We start from the raw sequence: 18,056 nt of genomic DNA, 5'->3' as shown, positions 1-18,056 counted from the left end.
GACAGGCCCACCTCTGACACTGGAAACCAGCCCACATGCCCGGCCCCGTGCTCGACCCGATTGAAACCGATCAAATCCTGCCGAAGAAAGCCGGCGTCGTCGTCATCGGCGGCGGTATCATCGGCATAAGCACGGCGCTGTTCCTTGCCGAACGCGGCGTCGACGTCGTGCTGTGCGAGAAGGGCGTACTCGGTGGCGAGCAATCCAGCCGCAACTGGGGCTGGGTCCGGGTCATGGGCCGCGATCGGCGGGAAATTCCGCTGGCCATCGAAGCGCTGAAAATCTGGGATGGATTGGATGCGCGCGTCGGCGGCCAGACTGGGTTTCGTCGATCCGGTATTCTCTATATCTCGGAGAACGAGACGGACATAGCCAATCGCGACGCCTGGCTGAAACTCGCGCAGGCGCATGGGCTCGATACGCGGCAGATCGGCCCGGACGAGACGGCCGCCGTGATGCTGGGCTCTGCGCGGCGATACAAAGGCGCGCTCTACACGCCAAGTGATGGCCGAGCCGAACCGCAAAAGGCAGTACCGGCGATTGCGACGGGCGCACGCCGGGCAGGTGCCCGCATCCTGACAGGCTGCGCCGTGCGCGGCGTCGAAAAAAGCGCTGGCCGCGTCAGCGCCGTCATCACCGAAAAGGGCCGCATCGAGACTTCCGCCATCGTGCTTGCCGGCGGCGCCTGGTCTCGTCTGTTCTGCAAGGGACTTGGCATCCGGCTGCCGCAACTGAAAGTGCGTAACTCGGTGCTGCGCACCAGCGCGGTGAGCCGAGGGCCGGATGGCGCAGGTGCCACCGCCACCTATGCCTATCGGAAGCGGCTGGACGGCGGCTATACCATCGCCAACGGCGGCATCAACATGCATGCGCTGGTGCCGGACAGTTTTGCCTTCTTCCGCGAATTCCAACCTGCCAGGAAGGTCGAGGGCGGATCGGTGCAGCTCGGTCTTAGCGCTCGAAGCTGGCAGGAACTGTTCGAAATCTCCGCAGTCCCCCTCGACCGGCCCGGCGCTTTCGAACGGCACCGGATTCTCGATCCGAATCCGGATGGCAGAGCCGCCCTGAACGCGCTGCGGGCGGCCACGGAAGGCCTGCCGGTGCTGCGCGATGCGAAAGTGGAGCAAATCTGGGCCGGCCTGATCGACGTGACGCCGGACGCAGTCCCGGTCATATCCACGCTCGACAGTCTTCACGGACTGGTCATTGCGACCGGATTTTCCGGCCACGGCTTCGGTATCGGCCCCGGTGCCGGGCATCTCGCTGCCGATCTGGTCACCGGTAACATGCCGATCGTTGATCCCGCACCCTTTCGCTTCACCCGCTTTTCCGACGGCACGCCAATCGAAATTGCGCCGCCAGTCTGACTACCAGCGCAGCGATGCGGTCAGAACCGGGGCGTCCCAAAGACCGCTCAGGCGGTCGTCCAATATGGTCACAGTAATCGATACGCCTGCCATGTCGAGTGACGTGACATAGGTCCCGACAAGGCTGCGCACGATGGTCACGCCCTGCCCTTCAAAAAATGACCGCGCCAGACCGAAGACAAGGTAGAGCTCCGACAGCGGCGTTGCGCCAAGACCATTGACGAAGAGCAGGATCGACTGTTCGCCGCGCGAGCCGAAATCCTCAAGAATGTGCCTGCAGATCAGCTCGACGACCGCCGACGCGTTGGTCATCCGATCGCGCGAGCGGCCGGGCTCCCCATGGATGCCGACGCCGACTTCCATCTCGTCCGGCCCGAGCACGAAGGTCTCGCGCGTCGTCTGCGGCACCGTCGTGCCCTTCAGCGCCACGCCCATCGTGCGGGTTGCGGCAACGACGGCATCGCCGAGTTCTTTCAACTCCCGCAGATTGGCACCCGCCTGTGCGGCCGCCCCGGCGATCTTCTCGACAACCAGCGTGCCCGCGACCCCGCGCCGGCCCGTCCCCCGCACCGATCGCTCGATGGCGATATCGTCATTGACGATGACCGTCTCGATGCGATGTGCGCCGCCAGCCATCGCCATTTCGGCCGCCATTTCGAAATTCATCACGTCGCCATCGTAATTCTTGACGATCAGCAGCGTGCCTGCGCCACCATCCGTTTCGCGGATTGCTGCCAAAATCTGGTCGGGCGTTGGCGACGTGAAAACATGCCCTGTGCAGGCGGCGTCCAGCATGCCATGACCGACAAAGCCGGTGTGCATCGGTTCATGGCCGGCGCCGCCGCCAGAAATGATCGCGACCTTGCCCGACGTCAGCACCCGGCGCCGGACGTGTTTTTTCCCCTCGCCGAACAGAACGATATCGCCATGCGCGGCAACGAAACCCTCCAGGCAGTCCTGCGCCAGCGTCCCGGCGCTGTTCATGAATTTCTTCATCTCCCACTCCCCGCAGCAATGCTATCCGAGCGGGCCGAATTTTCCAGTGGCGTTGTGAGGATGCAAAGGTCGAACGAAGGCGAGCGCAATTCAGTCTCCCTCGCCGGAAAGAACGACGATCTTCTGGATGAAATCCTGGATGGCCTCGTCGAGCATGCGGTTCTTCCGCTCGTCGCCGAAATCGGCGACCATCAGCGTCAGTTGCCGCAGCCCGCCGGCAGTGCCGAGATCAGGCAGTTTGCCCGGATGCGCCCGTTGATAGGCTTCGAGAAAACGGTCCTGCTCGGGGTTGCTGACATGGCAGACCTGGAAGATCGTCGCCAGATGCCTGGCCGGTAACGGCGTGGTATAGCCCGGGCTGGTGATCTGCGTGACGAAGCTGCGATGTTTGCCCAGCGCCACCGCGAGACGCTGGCGCGTACCGGAAGGCCTGTTGTCGATGATGGCGGCGAGGATGGTCTTGTATGCCGTGATGGCATCTTCGCTTACGTCGCGTGCCATGTCAGCCTTCCATCCTTGCCTGCGCCAGCACCGCCTTTACGGCAGGCAACTGCGATGGAGCAACGGAAATCTGACGTATGCCGCTTGCGATCAGCGACGGCAGCAATGCCGGGTTACCGGCCAGGTCGCCACAGATACCGATCGGTTTGTCCATGTCACGCGCGATCCTTACCGCCTGTGCGACCAGCCGCAACAAGACGGGGGTTGCTTGACCATACATGTTGGCGACAGAAGCGTTGTCACGCGCGCAAGCCGTCAGATACTGCGCCAGGTCATTTGTGCCGAGCGAAAAGAAGTCGGCCGTTTCGAATGTGTCGAGCATGATCGCCGCAGCCGGAACCTCGACCATCATGCCTATGTCGGGAACCCCGATGTCGATGTGCCGCTGGACAAGGCTTGCCGCTTCCTCCTCGAAAATCCGCCGCGTCTGATCAACCTCGCCAGGGAAGGTCACCATCGGCAGCAGCACCTTCAGCGGCCCCAATGCCGCAGCCCGTAAAAGCGCCCGGGCCTGGATTCGCAGCATCGCCGGCATCGCCAGAAGCAGACGGATACCGCGCAGACCGAGAAACGGATTGCGCTCCTCGACGCCAAACCCACCTAGCGGCTTGTCACCGCCAAGATCGAAGAGACGGATGGTGACCGGCTTGCCGGCGGCCCAATCCAGCATTTCGACGTAGAGCCGGAACTGCTTTTCCTCATTCGCCAGATCCGCGGCCGCCGACAGGAGAAACTCCGTTCGCGAAAGCCCGATGCCGTCGCAGACATTCGAGTCAAGGCTATGAATCTCGGCGATATCGCTGATATTGACCAATATCTCCACGCGGCCGGCTGGAAGACCGGCGGATGGAAGCTCAAATCGCGCGGGTATCTCGGGCGTCGGTTTTTCTCCCATTGCCGCCATTGCAATATCGGCACCGCTTGGATGAACGACGACGAGACCGGTGCCGCCGTCGACCAGAACCGGAGCCTCGGGCTCAATGGCAGGCCCGCCGACACCGACGACCATCGGCACGCCTTTGGCGCGGGCAAGCAGCGCCACATGGCTTGCGGAGCTTCCGGCTGCAAGCGCAATGCCGCCGCCGCCGCTCCAGTCATGGGCGAGAAAAAGGCTGGGCGCCATGTCCCTGCCGGCGAAGACCGCCCCCCTGGGAAAGTTGGCGGGTGGCCTGCCTTCAAGGATACGAAGCACCCGATCGCGGATATCGATGACATCGACCGCCCGCGCCCGAATATCGTCATCCTCCGACAGCTCGAACCCGGCGATATATTCCTCGAGAGCCGTCACCCAGGCGAGCGCCGCATTCTGTCCCTCGCCGATATACTCGGCGGCCATGTCGCCGATCACCGGATCGCGCAACATTTCGACCTGGAACTCGAGGATGTCCGAGCTTGGCGGATCAGTTCGCACCATCAGTTCGTTGAGGGCGCTGACCGCCTCCTCGATCGCGCTTCTGAGAAGGTCGAATTCCAGCGAAGGCGACGCGCCGCCCTCCATGGGGCTCCGGGGTTCCGAAGGCACGTGCGCCGGACCGATCGCATACCCTTGGCCATTGCCCTGGCCCTGCAGCCTAAGCGCCCCGGACATGGGATCTTTCCTCACCGAAATCGTCGACGAACAGCGCTTCGAGAACCGAGATCGCCTCATCGGCCCTCAGGCCATGCGCCCTTATCCTGAGTGTCGATCCCTTGCGGATGCGCGCGCCCATGACCTTGACGATGCTTTTGGCATTGAGCCAGAGGCCGGAGCGATTGACCTCGATCTCGATGGTGCAGGGAAAGGATCTGGCAAGCCGCGTGAAGGTTACGGAGGGTCGCGCGTGCAAGCCGACGCCATGGGTGATCAGCAATTCGACGGAGGCATGGCCACCCGCCGAACCCGAACCCCCGTAGCTGCCGTGGCGCTTGTCCATCATGACGGGGAAAGCTCCTGTGCCGTTGCCACCACCTTTGCCAGCGATGCCCCGCCCGAGGCTTCCGCAGCGGCGATCACGGCCCCTTCGACGATCGGCGCGTTGCAGATGACGATGCGTGCGGCCCGCCCCTTGCCGATCATTTCGATCGCCATTTCACTGTTGGTTTCCGCGCCGCCGAGATCGACGAAGATCGCCACTCCGGCCTCCGACCAGGCTTCCTCGATGGCCTTCAGGATCGCGCCCGTATCGGTGCCGAGCCCGCCGGCCGGATTGCCGCCGCACCAGGCGAGCGGCACGCTGTCCCCGACCATCTGGCGCACCATGTCGGCAGCGCCTTTTGCTACAAGCGGTGAATGGGAGACGATCACGATGCCGACATTCTCGATCTTGCCTGTCATGCTGCACCTGCCTTCGCCAGTTCATGGCAGACGACCTGACAAAGAAGCGCGCAGCTGGCAGCACCCGGGTCCATATGCCCCACCGACCGGTCACCGAGGAACGAGGCGCGCCCGCGCATGGCCTTCATGTCGATGGTCATATCGGCGAAACCCTGAGCTTGCTCGGCAAGCTGCTGGAGAGGCGTGTCGCTTATCACAGCCTCGCTGAAAGGATAAAGAACGTCGAGCAGCGTTTTCTCTCCCGGGTGCGATTTTCCGCGGCGCGCGACGGCGGCCACGGCCTGTTGAAAGACATCTGGAAATTTCGCTGGCGGCGGCTCGGCGGCCAGGCCCTTGCCGATCTCCAAGAGCAGCGTGCCATAGAGCGGTCCGGCCGCGCCGCCGATGCTCATCACGAGGATCGTCCCGGCCGCGATCATCGCTTCGGGAACCGGCATCGCGGCGAGTTGCTGCCGTTCGGCGGCCAAGGCTTCCAGCCCACGCCGCATATTGGTGCCATGATCGCCATCGCCGATCGCGCAATCGAGGTCGCAGAGATGGGCTTCCTGTGCCGCGATCGCGTTCCGGCACGCCTCGATCACGCGGCAAATCCGGGCCGCTTGATCGCTGGCAGACTTCGGCTCGCGCGCAAGGATCATGCGGGCTCCAGGATACCGGCGACAGCCGCAAAAACCTCGGCCACGGCATGCGCGCCGGGGTCCATCACGCCATCGAGATCGCTCTCGCCGATATAGGCGGATCGGCCGGCATTCGCCTTGCGCATCGCCTTGGTCGCATCGGCGCCCTTGCGCGCCGCATCGGCGGCGGCACGGACGCCGCCCACTGCCATTGCATGAAGCGCCGGAGACAGCGCATCGACCATGGTGCGATCGCCCGGATGGGCGCCGCCGTAGAAGGTCATCCGCTCGAGCCCGGCGAGCAGGGACCCGACAAGGCTCCCCCCGTCCCCGCTCGCCCTGCCCGCCGCAGTAAAGAAGATCGACAGGAGGACGCCGCTCGAACCACCCATCGCAGTCGAAAGCGTTTCGCCGATGACAGACAAAAGCGTTGCCCTGTCGGCAAGGGGCAGGCCACCCGTCTGCGCCAGAATGCTGCGGGCACCAGTGGCAACCGTCGATCCGGTGTCACCATCGCCCGCCTTGGCATCCAGCCGGTTCAACTCCGGCTCGAGCGCAATCAGCCGGTCGCAGATGGCAGCAAGCACACGCTCGGCCCCTCCATCATGGCTCGCCACAGCCGTTTCTGCCAGACTTTCGGCTCTCGGCGCCGGCACGATGGCAACAGCATGCGGCGCGACCGCCGGCAGCCACGCACGCGGCGCGACATCGGACAGCAGCGCCGTTTCGCGCACGGGATCAAGCCGGATCAGCGACAGGGAAAAGCCGTTCATGTTCAAGGCGGTCATCATCGGTCCCGGCCCGATCGTCAGCGCGACACGGTCAGCAAACGGCGACGAGAGCACCGCATTGGCGATCAGCGACATTTCCAGCGGCGGCACGGCACCGAGATTGTTGATGAGAAGCGCATATTTCCCGGCCGGCTTCGTCGCCGCCGATAGCCGTTCCGTCATGATCGAGACAAGACCGTCGGCCTGCTGGACGGCTATCTTTTCCACCCCCGGCTCGCCGTGGATGCCCAAGCCGAGCTCGCCCTGGTTCTCTCTCAGGCGATCTTCGTAAGGCCGTCCGGGAATGGAGCAGGAGGAATAGGACACGCCGAGCGAAACGATATCGGCAGCCGCAGCCTTGGCAGTGGCGGCGACCGAGGCGAGGCTCCCGCCGCTTTCGGCCAGATGACCGGCGATCTTGTGAACGAGGAGCGTGCCCGCGACGCCACGCGGCTGGTTGATGTCCGGCAGCGCGATATCGTCGGCGACGATGACCATCTCGACATCGAAACCTTCCGCCCGGGCCTTTTCCGCCGCCAGGCCGAAATTCAAACGGTCGCCGGTATAATTCTTGACGACCAGCAGGCAGCCCGGTTTGCCGGTCACCGCCCGGATCGCAGTCAAAACGGCATCGACGCTGGGAGAGGCGAAGATTTCGCCGGAGACGGCAGCCGTCAGCATGCCCCGGCCAACGAAACCCGCATGGGACGGCTCGTGCCCTGCCCCGCCGCCGGAAATCACTGCGACGCGGGACCTGTCCCAGTCGGCGCGGACGACCACCTTGATGTCCGGGTAGCTGTCGAGACGGGCCAGCATTCCCGGCGCCGCGGTCCGCAACAGACCGTCGAGAGCCTCCGTGACGATGGTTTCTCTGCGGTTGAAGAAATGTTTCATGGGGCCATCCAGTCCGTTTCTCGTTGCGCATCCTTCCGCCATGGCGCAAGCGATGCAACCTCCCGTTTTTGTTTATACAAGCCGTTGTCCGTCGGCACCGAAATAGAGCGGATCCTTCAGCGTCAGCATGATCTTGTCGCCGGGGCTTGCCGGCACGTAAGGATTGGCGAGCGTTACCAGCTTGTGGCCGCCGATGCGCATATGCAGGTGGCTTTGGTCGCCGAGATGTTCGATCCAGTCGATCTGCGCGTTGGCACTGCCGTTTGCCGCGCCGATTTCCAGATGCTCGGTGCGTGCGCCGATCGTCTTCGTTCCCCTCGGCGGTTGCCCGCCGGGGACAAGCCCTTCCGGAATGAGGTTGATGTGCGGCTGCCCGAGCCTCGCCGCCACATGCAGGTTGACCGGATTGCTGTAGATCTCGCGCGGCGTGCCGAGCTGGACGAGTTCGCCGTCCTTGAGGATGCCGATCCGGTCCGCCATCGTCATCGCCTCGATCTGGTCATGGGTGACGTAGAGAAGCGTCGATCCGAGCTCGTTCTGGATGCGTTTCAGCTCCAACCGCAGCTCTGCCCTGAGCTTGGCATCCAGCGACGATAGCGGTTCGTCCATCAGATAGATCGCCGGCTTGCGCACCAGCGCCCGGCCGATGGCAACACGCTGCATCTCGCCGCCCGACAGCCGCGTCGAGCGGTTTTCGAGCTTGTGGTCGATCCGCACCATCTTGGCCACGTCGCGAACGCGCCGGTCGATCTCGTCGGCAGAAAGACGGCGGGCGGGCGAACGCAGCGGGAATGCCAGGTTTTCGTAGACCGTCAGATGCGGATAAAGCGAATATTGCTGGAAGACGAAGGCGACGTCGCGGCCAGCAGGGGCGGCACCGGCCATATCCTGCCCCCCGATCGTCACGCGACCCTTGTCCGGCCTTTCGAGCCCCGCGATCAGCCGCAACGTCGTCGTCTTGCCGGCCCCGGTCGGCCCGAGCAGCACGACGAATTCGCCGTCGCGGATTGTCAGTGTCAGGTTATGCACGGCCTTGGATTCGCCGAACGACTTGCTGATATTCTGGAGGGTTACCTCAGCCATGACGGGCCTCCGCATAGAGCGATGATTTGACGGCGCGGCCGGTGGCGCACTCGAACAACGAGAGTTTTTCGCTGTCGAGTTCGAGGCCGACGGTCTCGCCGATCCGAAACGTCCTATCGGCCGGCACGCGCGCCTTGACGAGACCCTTGCCGGTTTCGACGGCGACGATCTGGTTGGTGCCGAGATATTCCGCACCGTAGACCGAGCCGCGCAAATGCGAACTGTCACTGAAACGGATGTGCTCCGGCCGGACGCCGAGCGCCAATTCGCTGACCGTGAGATCCTGACGCACTTCGGGCACGGCGATCTCGACACCATCCAGTAAAACCGAGCGGCTGCCCTTCTGAACGCCCGCCGTGAACCTCAGAAAATTCATCGGCGGCGAGCCGATGAAATCGGCGACATACATCGACGCGGGATGACTGTAGATTTCCTGCGGCGTTCCGAACTGTTCGATGATGCCGTGATTCATCACCGCAATCTTGTCGGCCATCGCCATTGCCTCGTGCTGATCATGGGTGACATAGACGGTGGTGGCGTGGATGCGGTTGTGCAGCTCGCGCAGCTCGTGCACCATCACGTCGCGAAATTCGGCGTCAAGCGTGCCGAGCGGTTCGTCCATCAGGAAGCATTTCGGCCTGCGCACGATCGCCCGCCCCAGCGCGACACGCTGCCGATCACCGCCGGCAAGGCCGGAAACGGAGCGGTCGAGGATATGGCTGATCTGCAGGAGCCTTGCGGTCTCCTCGACCCGCGACCGGATCTCCGCCTTCGGGACGCCCTGCGACAGCAGCGGAAAGCCGATGTTCTTGCGTACATTCATATGTGGATAAAGGGCGAAGAGCTGGAAGACGAAGGCGATGTCGCGGGCGCTTGCGCGGTTGAACGTCACGTCTTCACCGTCAAGAAAGATCCTGCCGCTGGTCGGCAGTTCCAGGCCGGCGATCATTCTGAGCGTCGTCGTCTTGCCGCAACCCGATGGGCCGAGCAGCGCCAGGAATTCGCCGTCACCGACCGTGAAGCTCGAATCCTCCACGGCGACGAAATCGGCGAATTGCTTGCGCAGGTTTTCGATCCGGATCTCTGCCATGGTTCACTCCGGAAACTTCGAGACGATCATGAACATCACGGTACCGGCGAGCAGCGTCACCAGCGAATAAGTGTAGAGCGCGAGGGCGAACGGCTGGAACAGCATCAGGAAGCCAACCGCGATCAGCGCCGTCGCGATATTTTCCATCGGGCCGCGCCGAAAGAAAAAGGGGCGCTTCTTGCGGAGATGTGTCGTGTCCATGGTCATTTCCGCACCGCTCCGAAGGTGATGCCGCGCAGCAACTGCTTGCGCAGAAGGATGGTGAAGACGAGGATCGGCACGAGGAAGATCGTCGTTCCGGCGGCGACGGCCGGCCAGTCCATCCCTCCCTCGCCGATTATCGTTGGAATGAAGGGCGGCGCGGTCTGCGCCGAACCCGAGGTCAGAAGCACCGCAAAGGCATATTCGTTCCAGGCGAAAATCAGGCAGAAGATCGCGGTGGCGGCGATGCCCGTCGTCGCCTGCGGCAGCACGACCTTGCGGAAGGCCTGCAGGCGGGTATAGCCGTCGATCATCGCCGCCTCCTCGTATTCCCGCGGGATTTCATCGATGAAACCCTTGAGCAGCCAGACGGCAAGCGAGACGTTGACCGCCGTATAGAGCAGGATCATGCCGAGCGCCGTGTCGGACAGGCCAAGCTCGCGGTACATCAGATAGATCGGGATCGCGACCGCGATCGGCGGCATCATCCGCGTCGAGAGGATGAAAAACAGAAGATCATCGGCCAGCGGCACCCGGAAGCGCGAAAAGCCATAGGCCGCGATCGTCCCGAGAAAGACCGCTAGGAACGTCGAGCCGAAGGCGATCACCATCGAATTGGTGAAGCGCGGCCAATAGTTGGATGAACCGGCGATCACCATGTTGCGGCTGCGGGTGATCTCGTCGCAAGTCGAGGTCGGCGGGCCGAGCGACTGGATGTATTCCGGTGTCTGCCGGGTGCGGGTCGTGAACAGGTTGCAATAGCCCTCGAGCGTTGGCTGGAAGACGATTTTCGGCGGATAGCTGATGGAATCCGGCGGCGACTTGAAGCTGGTGAGCAAAATCCAGGCCAGCGGCACCATGGTGATGATGGCGTAGAGAATGACGATGGCGCCGGCTATACGCTTGGTGGTGATGCTCGGCTCGACCACGGAATGGGCGGAGGTCGCGTTGCTCATCTCTGTTTCACCCTGTTCAGCGCTTTGACGTAGATATTGGCAAGGCCAAAGACCGCGACGAAGAGGATGATGGCGAAGGAAGAGGCGCGGCCCGTCCGCCAGCTTTCGAAGGCCTCGCGTTTCAGCGTGATCGAGGCGACCTCCGTCGTCGAGCCCGGCCCGCCCCCGGTCAGCAGCATGACCATGTCGAACATCTTGAAATTCTCGATGCCGCGGAAAAGCACGGCGAGCATGACGAAGGGCAGCGCCATCGGAATGGTGATCGACCAGAACTGCCGCCAGCCGGATGCCCGATCGACCTCGGCCGCCTCATAGATATAGTCGGGGATCGATCGCAGGCCCGCCAGGCAGATCAGCATCACATAGGGCGTCCACATCCAGGTATCGACGACGATGATGGACCAGGGAGCGAGCGACACCGAGCCGAGCATTTCGAACGAGGATGGCGGCACGCCGGTGGCATAGGAGACGACATAATTGAAGAGGCCGATCTGCGGCTGATAGAGGAACCGCCAGAAATTGCCGACCACCGCCGGCGACAGCATCATCGGGATCAGGATCACCGTCGTCCAGAAGGCGTGTCCTTTGAATTTCCGGTCGATCAGATAGGCCAGCGAAAAACCGATAAGGGTCTGCAGCAGGATGGTCCAGAACACGAAATGGGCCGTCGTCTGCATGGCGATCCAGATGTCGGGGTCGTTGAGAACCCGCTGGTAGTTCGTCAGGCCCACACCTTCGACCACCGCATTCGGCCGGTTGGCGCGATAGTTGGTGAAGGAGAGCCGCACCGCCCAGATCAGCGGAAAGATGTTGATGGCGAGCAGCAACAGGATGGTGGGCGCGATGAAAAGCCAGGCGATCGCCCGGTCGGACAGGCCGCGCACGCGGTGAACAAGCGGCACCGGCGTTGCGCGCACCATGCGCTCGGTCGCCTTGTCCAGTATCGTGGTATTGGTCTCGGTCACGGACTTCACCTGAAATCGGGATGGCGGTCGTCAACAGGGCCGCTCGAGCGCACGCGCCGGACGGCCCCACCGGGAGGAAATCAGAGTTTTCCTTCATCCCCGAAGATTTCGGCCCAATCCTTGACCAGCCCGTCGAGCGCTTCCTTGGCCGTGCCCTTGTCGGCCACGACATAGTCATGCATGCGCTTCTGCATGGCCTGCAGCAGGATGGCGTAGGACGGCTCCTGCCAGAAGTCCTGCACCTGGTTCATCGCAACGAGGAAGTCGGCTGCAAACGGCTGGCTGTCCTTGAAGGAAGGATCGTTCAGCACCGCATTGTGAACGGCATAGCCGCCGAGCGACCACCACTTCTTCTGCACGTCCGGCTGCGCAAACCATTTGATATAGGCGAGCGCGCCATCCATGTTGTCGGTGTTGGCGACGACCGAAATCCCCTGCCCGCCGAGCGTCGATGCCGCCGTCGTGCCCTTCGGATTGACGAAGAAGCCGATCTTCTCGCCGCCGACATTCTCGTCCTTGTAGAGGCCGGGGAAGAAGGCGAACCAGTTCATCGCCATCGCCGCCTGACCGGACTTGAAGGCGTCCAGCGTTTCACCCATGTAGGCATCGGTGTAGCCGGGAGGCGTGCAGCACTTGTAGAGTTCCTTGTACTCCTCGAGCCCCTTGACCGCGTCCGGCGAATTGACCGCGCCTTCCATGTCGTATTTGCCGGGCGTGTTCTCATACTTGAACCCGTTGGCATACAGCGCCTGGGTGACACCCATGGTAATACCTTCCGACGCGCGTTCGGTGAAGATGGCCGCGCCATAAACCTTCTTGCCGTCGATCTCCTTGCCGTTGAAGAACTTCGCCGTTTCGATCAGTTCGGGCCACGTGGCCGGCACCGTCAGATCGCGGCCAGTCTGCGCCTTGAATTCCGCCTGCAGCTCGGGCTTGGCGAACCAGTCCTTGCGATAGAACCAGGCATTGGCGTCGCCCATTGCCGGCAGCGCCCAGTAGTTCGGCGTAGCCTTCGGCCAGGTGGCATAGGCGTTGACGGCGGCTTCGGCGAAGTCGCTCATCTTGATGCCTTCCTTGTCGAAGAACTCGTTGAGCTTGACGTAATAGCCGTTCTCGGCCGAGCCGCCGAGCCACTGGCTGTCGCCGATCAAGAGATCGCAGAGCTTGCCGCCGGAGTTGAGCTCGTTGAGAATGCGATCGGCGAAATTCGGCCACGGCACGAACTCGAACTTCATCTCGGTGCCCGTCTGGGCCGTGAAATCCTTGGACAATTCCACCAATGCATTGGCCGGATCCCAGGCCGCCCAGCACAAGGTCAGCTCCGCCGCCTGCGACACGGACGGCAAAGCCGCGGAGATTGTCAGCGCAGTTGTTGCCCCCAACAGGGCCTTGGTCATTTTCCGCATGTATTCCTCCCAGATACAGAAGCCGGCACCACGCCGTCTTCGGGAATTCCGACTGCCTTTGCGCAGTCGCCCGTCCCCACGGTGGGAGGATGCGCCAGCGCCATCAAATTTGAGTTTTTACCGGGCTCCCCGCCCTCGCTCATCCGGTCTCACTCCAACCGTGTTGAGCAATATGTTTAGTGATACTCAATTTACTAAACATGACAAGAGGCAATCGTTGCTGCGCTGCACGCTTTGCAATGCAGCGACCGCGACAAATCCCGCCAGGAAAGCCAATAGCCATGACTGAACAAAGTGTTGAGCTCGCGCGAAAACAAAAAATCCCCGGAGGCGTCACGCTACCGGGGATTCGAAATTCCAACAGTATCAACGAAAAGGGTGCGGGCTCAGCCCATGCGCTCCGAAGCATAGGAGCCCGGGCTTGCCGGGAAGACCACGGTGCGGTTGCCGTTGATAAAGGTGCGGTGGTGGATATGCGCATGAACCGCACGGGCCAGCACCTGGCTTTCGACGTCGCGGCCGATCGAGACATAGTCTTCCGCGCTCTGGGCATGGGTGATGCGGGCGATATCCTGCTCGATGATCGGGCCTTCATCGAGATCGGCGGTCACGTAGTGCGCCGTCGCACCGATCAGCTTCACGCCGCGCTCGTAGGCCTGCTTGTAGGGGTTGGCGCCCTTGAACGACGGCAGGAACGAGTGGTGGATGTTGATGATTTGGCCCGACATCTTCTGGCACATCGCATCCGACAGGATCTGCATGTAGCGGGCAAGCACGATCAGTTCGGTACCGGTCTGCTCGACCACGTCCATGATGCGAGCCTCGGCCTGCGCCTTGTTCGCCTTGGTGACCGGAATGTGGTGGAAGGGAATGTCGTGATTGACCACGACCTTCTGGTAGTCGAAGTGGTTGGAGATGACGCCGACGATGTCGATCGGCAACGCGCCGATCTTCCAGCGGTAGAGCAGGTCGTTCAGGCAGTGGCCAAAGCGCGACACCATCAGGAGCACCTTCATCCGGTGCTCGCTGTCACGAATGTCTGCCGACATGCCGAAGCGGGTCTTCACCGCCTCGAAGCCTGCGGTGAGCTTTTCGAGCGAAGCACCTTCCTGGCTGATGAAGGTCAGGCGCATGAAGAACAGACCGGTCTCCATGTCGTCGAACTGCGAGCTATCGGTGATGTAGCAGCCCTCGTCCGCAAGATAGCCGGTGATCGCCGCAACGATGCCGCGGGTGGATTTGCAGGAAACAGTCAGCACATAGCTTTTCATCGGTGTCAGTCTCTTGGCTCGAGGTATTGGCTGGCCCTCCCGGCCAACGTTGTGGAGCGGAAGCTAGCGCGGCACTGGCCTGCCCGTCCATCCGTTTAGCGACATCGGATAGCAGGAACAGGCCATGCCGTCTCTTCTGATCTTCGCAAAAGCCCCGGCGCTCAGATGTCGAGCGTCGTCTGCCGCTCCCATTCGCTGAAATGGGACGTGTAGGTGTTCCATTCCTGGTGCTTGAGTTTCAGGTAGGCGCTGGAGAAGCTCTTCCCGAGCGCGACCTTCAGCTCCTCGTCCTTGTCATATTCGCGCAATGCGTCGAGGAGGTTCAACGGCAGGCGAGGCGCATCGGTGATCGTGTGGCCTTCCTTGTACATGTCGATATCGTAGTGACGACCCGGATCGGCATTGCTCCGGATACCGCTGAGACCGGCCGCGATGATGATCGCCTGCAGCAGATACGGATTGACCGCGCCATCCGGCAAACGCAGTTCGAACCGGCCTGGACCGGGGACGCGGACCATGTGCGTGCGGTTGTTGCCCGTCCAGGTCACCGTATTCGGCGCCCAGGTCGCGCCGGAAATCGTGCGCGGTGCGTTGATGCGCTTGTAGGAATTGACCGTCGGGTTGGTGATGGCGGCCAGCGCCGAAGCGTGCTTCATGATGCCGCCGAGGAAGGTCTTGCCCTTGGCCGAAAGACCGAACGGCATCTCCTTGTCGGCAAACACATTGGTCTTGCCTTCCATATCCCAGACGGAGATGTGGGCGTGGCAGCCGTTGCCAGTCAGGCCCTTGAACGGCTTCGGCATGAAGGTTGCGCGCAGACCGTGTTTCTCGGCGACCGATTTCACCATGAATTTGAAGAACGAGTGCTTGTCGGCCGTCTGGAGCGCATCGTCATATTCCCAGTTCATTTCGAACTGGCCGTTCGCATCCTCGTGGTCGTTCTGATAGGGCTTCCAGCCGAGTTCCAGCATGTAGTCGCAGATTTCGGTGATCACGTCATAACGGCGCATGACAGCCTGCTGGTCGTAGCAAGGTTTCTCGGCCGTATCGAACTCGTCGGAAATCTTCGACCCGTCGGCCGAGATCAGGAAGAATTCCGGTTCGACGCCGGTCTTGACACGCAAACCTTCCTTGGCAGCTTCGGCGATCAGCTTTTTCAAGACGACGCGCGGCGCCTGTTCGACCGGCTGGTCTTCCATGACGCAATCGGCCGCCACCCAGGCGACGTCCTTCTTCCAGGGCAGCTGGATGACCGAGGACGCATCCGGCAACGCAAAGAGGTCCGGATGGGCGGGGGTGAGGTCCAGCCAGGTAGCGAAGCCCGCAAAGCCCGCGCCATCCTTCTGCATGTCGGCAATCGCCTCAGTCGGGACCAGCTTGGCACGCTGGCCGCCGAACAGGTCGGTATAGCTGATCATGAAATATTTGATGCCGCGGTCCTTGGCAAAGCTGGCAAGATCGAGTGTCACTGTGTTCCCCTTTGGATTATTTCAGACACTTTTTCATGGAGTGGGCCGCCGCCTCGCTTGGGAGATCAGACGACGGCCGTTGATATGGAGGGTCAGAACCCTCCCTTGCCCGGGATCCAGCTGGTGCCGGCAAGCGGCACCTGCGCCATGGCGGATGCTTCGATCGTCAGCGCGACGAGATCCTCGGGTTCCAGGTTATGCAGGTGGTTCTTGCCGCAGGCGCGGGCGATGGTCTGCGCCTCCAGCGTCATCACCTTCAGATAATTGGCCAGACGGCGGCCGGCCGCGATTGGATCGAGGCGCTTCATCAGTTCCGGGTCCTGGGTCGTGATGCCGGCGGGATCCTTGCCCTCATGCCAGTCGTCATAGGCGCCGGCCGTGGTACCGAGTTTCTGGTATTCCTCTTCCCAATGCGGATCGTTGTCGCCAATGGCAACAAGTGCCGCCGTGCCGATGGCAACCGCATCGGCGCCAAGCGCCAGCGCCTTGGCGACATCGGCGCCCGAGCGCACGCCGCCCGAGATGATCAGTTGCACCTTGCGGTGCATGCCGAGATCCTGAAGAGCCTGAACGGCAGGGCGAATGCAGGCGAGCGTCGGCATGCCGACGTTCTCGATGAAGACGTCCTGCGTTGCCGCCGTGCCGCCCTGCATGCCATCGAGCACCACCACGTCGGCACCGGCCTTCACGGCAAGTGCCGTATCGTAGTAAGGCCGCGCGCCGCCGACCTTCACATAGATCGGCTTTTCCCAGTCGGTGATTTCACGCAGTTCGAGGATCTTGATTTCCAGATCGTCCGGGCCGGTCCAGTCGGGATGGCGGCAGGCCGAGCGCTGGTCGATGCCCTTCGGCAGGTTGCGCATGTTGGCGACGCGATCGGAAATCTTCTGGCCGAGCAACATGCCGCCGCCACCCGGCTTTGCACCCTGGCCGACCACGACTTCGATCGCATCGGCGCGGCGCAGATCCTTCGGGTTCATGCCATAGCGCGAGGGGAGATATTGATAGACGAGCGTCTGGCTGTGGCCGCGTTCCTCGTCCGTCATGCCGCCGTCGCCGGTGGTGGTCGAGGTCCCGGCGATCGTGGCACCACGTCCGAGCGCTTCCTTGGCATTGCCCGACAGCGCGCCGAAGCTCATGCCGGCAATGGTGATCGGCGTTTTCAACGTGATCGGCTTCTTGGCGAAGCGAGAACCGAGAACGACGGTCGTGTCGCATTTTTCACGATAGCCTTCGAGTGGATAACGGGAGATCGAAGCGCCGAGGAAGAGCAGATCGTCGAAATGCGGAACCTTGCGCTTGGTGCCGGCGCCACGGATGTCATAGATGCCGGTCGCCGCCGCCCGGCGGATTTCGGCCAGCGTATAATCGTCGAAGGTCGCTGACTTGCGCGGCGGGGTATAAGGGTTGTGATAGCTCATCTCTATGTCCCTGCCTTAGTACGCTTCGGCGTTGTCGATGTTGAAATTGTAGAGTTTGCGGGCCGAACCGTAGCGCTTGAACTCGGTCGGCTTGACGTCTGTGACGCCAGCCTTTTCGAGCAGTTCGGCAAGCTTCTGCAGATGCTCGGGCCGCAGGTCCTTCTCGATGCAGTCTGCGCCGAGGCTCTTGACCTCGCCGCGCACGAAAAGCTTGGCCTCGTAGAGCGAATCCCCGAGCGCATCACCGGCATCGCCGAGCACCACCAGATGGCCGGACTGCCCCATGAAGGCCGACATATGGCCGATGCTGCCATGCACGACGATGTCGATGCCCTTCATCGAGATACCGCAGCGCGAGGCCGCATTGCCCTTGATGACCAGCAGGCCGCCGCGGCCGGTTGCGCCTGCATACTGGCTGGCATCGCCTTCGACGACAACGGTTCCGGACATCATGTTTTCCGCGACGCCGGGGCCGGCAGAGCCGTGAACGGTGATCGTGCCGCCGTCATTCATGCCGGCGCAGTAGTATCCGACGCTGCCGCGTACATCGACGCTGACGGGCTGGTCTATTCCGACGGCAACGGCATGGCTGCCGCGCGGGTTAACGACTTCGAAGTTCGTATCGTTGGTGCCGGGAGCGATCGCGTGCAGCGCACTGTTCAACGCGCGCAGCGGCGTGGTGGCAAGATCGAACACGCGCATCGCTTCCAGACTTTCTCGGTTTACGCTGATATC

The 18,056-nt window shown here is 62.4% G+C and carries 18 protein-coding genes; 1 reads left to right on the top strand and 17 read right to left on the bottom strand.

All coding sequences use genetic code 11. The annotated features are described in order from the left end of the window. The first annotated feature begins 35 nt into the window (after positions 1–35). Positions 36–1,367, top strand: a complete 1,332-nt coding sequence (locus ACSQ2W_RS10055) for an NAD(P)/FAD-dependent oxidoreductase (RefSeq protein WP_436086114.1) — start codon at positions 36–38, stop codon at positions 1,365–1,367. Here the strand turns inward: ACSQ2W_RS10055 and dhaK are convergent, their stop codons facing one another. From dhaK to ACSQ2W_RS09970, 17 genes are all read right to left on the bottom strand, one after another. Then, positions 1,368–2,363, bottom strand: a complete 996-nt coding sequence (dhaK, locus tag ACSQ2W_RS10050; protein ID WP_436086113.1) for a dihydroxyacetone kinase subunit DhaK — start codon at positions 2,361–2,363, stop codon at positions 1,368–1,370. 90 nt (positions 2,364–2,453) lie between these two features. Further along, positions 2,454–2,864: a hypothetical protein gene (locus tag ACSQ2W_RS10045; protein WP_436086112.1), complete on the bottom strand. Its 411-nt coding sequence runs from the start codon at positions 2,862–2,864 to the stop codon at positions 2,454–2,456. Between the two features lies 1 nt (position 2,865). Continuing rightward, a complete protein-coding gene (locus tag ACSQ2W_RS10040; protein WP_436086111.1) occupies positions 2,866–4,452 on the bottom strand; it encodes a putative PEP-binding protein in 1,587 nt (528 codons plus the stop codon). Beyond that, positions 4,436–4,777 (bottom strand): HPr family phosphocarrier protein, encoded by a 342-nt coding sequence (locus ACSQ2W_RS10035; RefSeq protein WP_436087740.1) that lies wholly within the window; start codon positions 4,775–4,777, stop codon positions 4,436–4,438. Before ACSQ2W_RS10035 ends, ACSQ2W_RS10040 begins: the two co-directional genes overlap by 17 nt. Next, positions 4,777–5,178 (bottom strand): dihydroxyacetone kinase phosphoryl donor subunit DhaM, encoded by a 402-nt coding sequence (dhaM, locus tag ACSQ2W_RS10030; RefSeq protein ID WP_436086110.1) that lies wholly within the window; start codon positions 5,176–5,178, stop codon positions 4,777–4,779. Before dhaM ends, ACSQ2W_RS10035 begins: the two co-directional genes overlap by 1 nt. After that, positions 5,175–5,816, bottom strand: coding sequence for a dihydroxyacetone kinase subunit DhaL (gene dhaL, locus ACSQ2W_RS10025; protein ID WP_436086109.1), 642 nt, complete (start codon positions 5,814–5,816; stop codon positions 5,175–5,177). Before dhaL ends, dhaM begins: the two co-directional genes overlap by 4 nt. Continuing rightward, positions 5,813–7,459 (bottom strand): dihydroxyacetone kinase subunit DhaK, encoded by a 1,647-nt coding sequence (locus tag ACSQ2W_RS10020; protein ID WP_436086108.1) that lies wholly within the window; start codon positions 7,457–7,459, stop codon positions 5,813–5,815. The genes dhaL and ACSQ2W_RS10020 overlap by 4 nt, the downstream gene beginning before the upstream one ends. A 72-nt stretch (positions 7,460–7,531) precedes the next feature. Next, the gene (locus ACSQ2W_RS10015) at positions 7,532–8,542 is read right to left on the bottom strand and encodes an ABC transporter ATP-binding protein (RefSeq protein ID WP_436086107.1); all 1,011 of its coding nucleotides are present in this window, start codon (positions 8,540–8,542) and stop codon (positions 7,532–7,534) included. Further along, positions 8,535–9,632 carry an ABC transporter ATP-binding protein gene (locus ACSQ2W_RS10010; protein WP_436086106.1) on the bottom strand — a complete coding sequence of 366 codons (1,098 nt, stop codon included), beginning with the start codon at positions 9,630–9,632 and terminating at the stop codon, positions 8,535–8,537. The genes ACSQ2W_RS10015 and ACSQ2W_RS10010 overlap by 8 nt, the downstream gene beginning before the upstream one ends. A 3-nt stretch (positions 9,633–9,635) precedes the next feature. Beyond that, positions 9,636–9,839 (bottom strand): hypothetical protein, encoded by a 204-nt coding sequence (locus tag ACSQ2W_RS10005; RefSeq protein WP_436086105.1) that lies wholly within the window; start codon positions 9,837–9,839, stop codon positions 9,636–9,638. Further along, positions 9,836–10,789 (bottom strand): carbohydrate ABC transporter permease, encoded by a 954-nt coding sequence (locus tag ACSQ2W_RS10000; protein ID WP_436086104.1) that lies wholly within the window; start codon positions 10,787–10,789, stop codon positions 9,836–9,838. The genes ACSQ2W_RS10005 and ACSQ2W_RS10000 overlap by 4 nt, the downstream gene beginning before the upstream one ends. Beyond that, on the bottom strand, positions 10,786–11,754 hold the full coding sequence (locus ACSQ2W_RS09995) for a carbohydrate ABC transporter permease (RefSeq protein WP_436086103.1): 969 nt from the start codon (positions 11,752–11,754) through the stop codon (positions 10,786–10,788). The genes ACSQ2W_RS10000 and ACSQ2W_RS09995 overlap by 4 nt, the downstream gene beginning before the upstream one ends. An 80-nt stretch (positions 11,755–11,834) precedes the next feature. Then, on the bottom strand, positions 11,835–13,160 hold the full coding sequence (locus ACSQ2W_RS09990) for an ABC transporter substrate-binding protein (protein ID WP_436086102.1): 1,326 nt from the start codon (positions 13,158–13,160) through the stop codon (positions 11,835–11,837). A gap of 386 nt (positions 13,161–13,546) precedes the next feature. Further along, a complete protein-coding gene (purU, locus tag ACSQ2W_RS09985; RefSeq protein ID WP_436086101.1) occupies positions 13,547–14,431 on the bottom strand; it encodes a formyltetrahydrofolate deformylase in 885 nt (294 codons plus the stop codon). Positions 14,432–14,592: 161 nt separating this feature from the next. After that, positions 14,593–15,900: a type III glutamate--ammonia ligase gene (gene glnT, locus ACSQ2W_RS09980; RefSeq protein WP_436086100.1), complete on the bottom strand. Its 1,308-nt coding sequence runs from the start codon at positions 15,898–15,900 to the stop codon at positions 14,593–14,595. A 92-nt stretch (positions 15,901–15,992) separates the two neighbouring features. Then, positions 15,993–17,321 (bottom strand): FMN-binding glutamate synthase family protein, encoded by a 1,329-nt coding sequence (locus ACSQ2W_RS09975; RefSeq protein ID WP_436086099.1) that lies wholly within the window; start codon positions 17,319–17,321, stop codon positions 15,993–15,995. 15 nt (positions 17,322–17,336) lie between these two features. Further along, entirely contained in the window at positions 17,337–18,023 is a 687-nt protein-coding gene (locus ACSQ2W_RS09970; protein WP_436087739.1) for a protein GlxC, read from the bottom strand. Positions 18,024–18,056: the final 33 nt, after the last annotated feature.

Source organism: Pararhizobium sp. LjRoot255, assembly GCF_964252905.1.
In the GTDB taxonomy this organism is placed as follows: Bacteria; Pseudomonadota; Alphaproteobacteria; order Rhizobiales; family Rhizobiaceae; genus Pararhizobium.
This window is presented reverse-complemented; position numbering and strand designations above follow the sequence as displayed.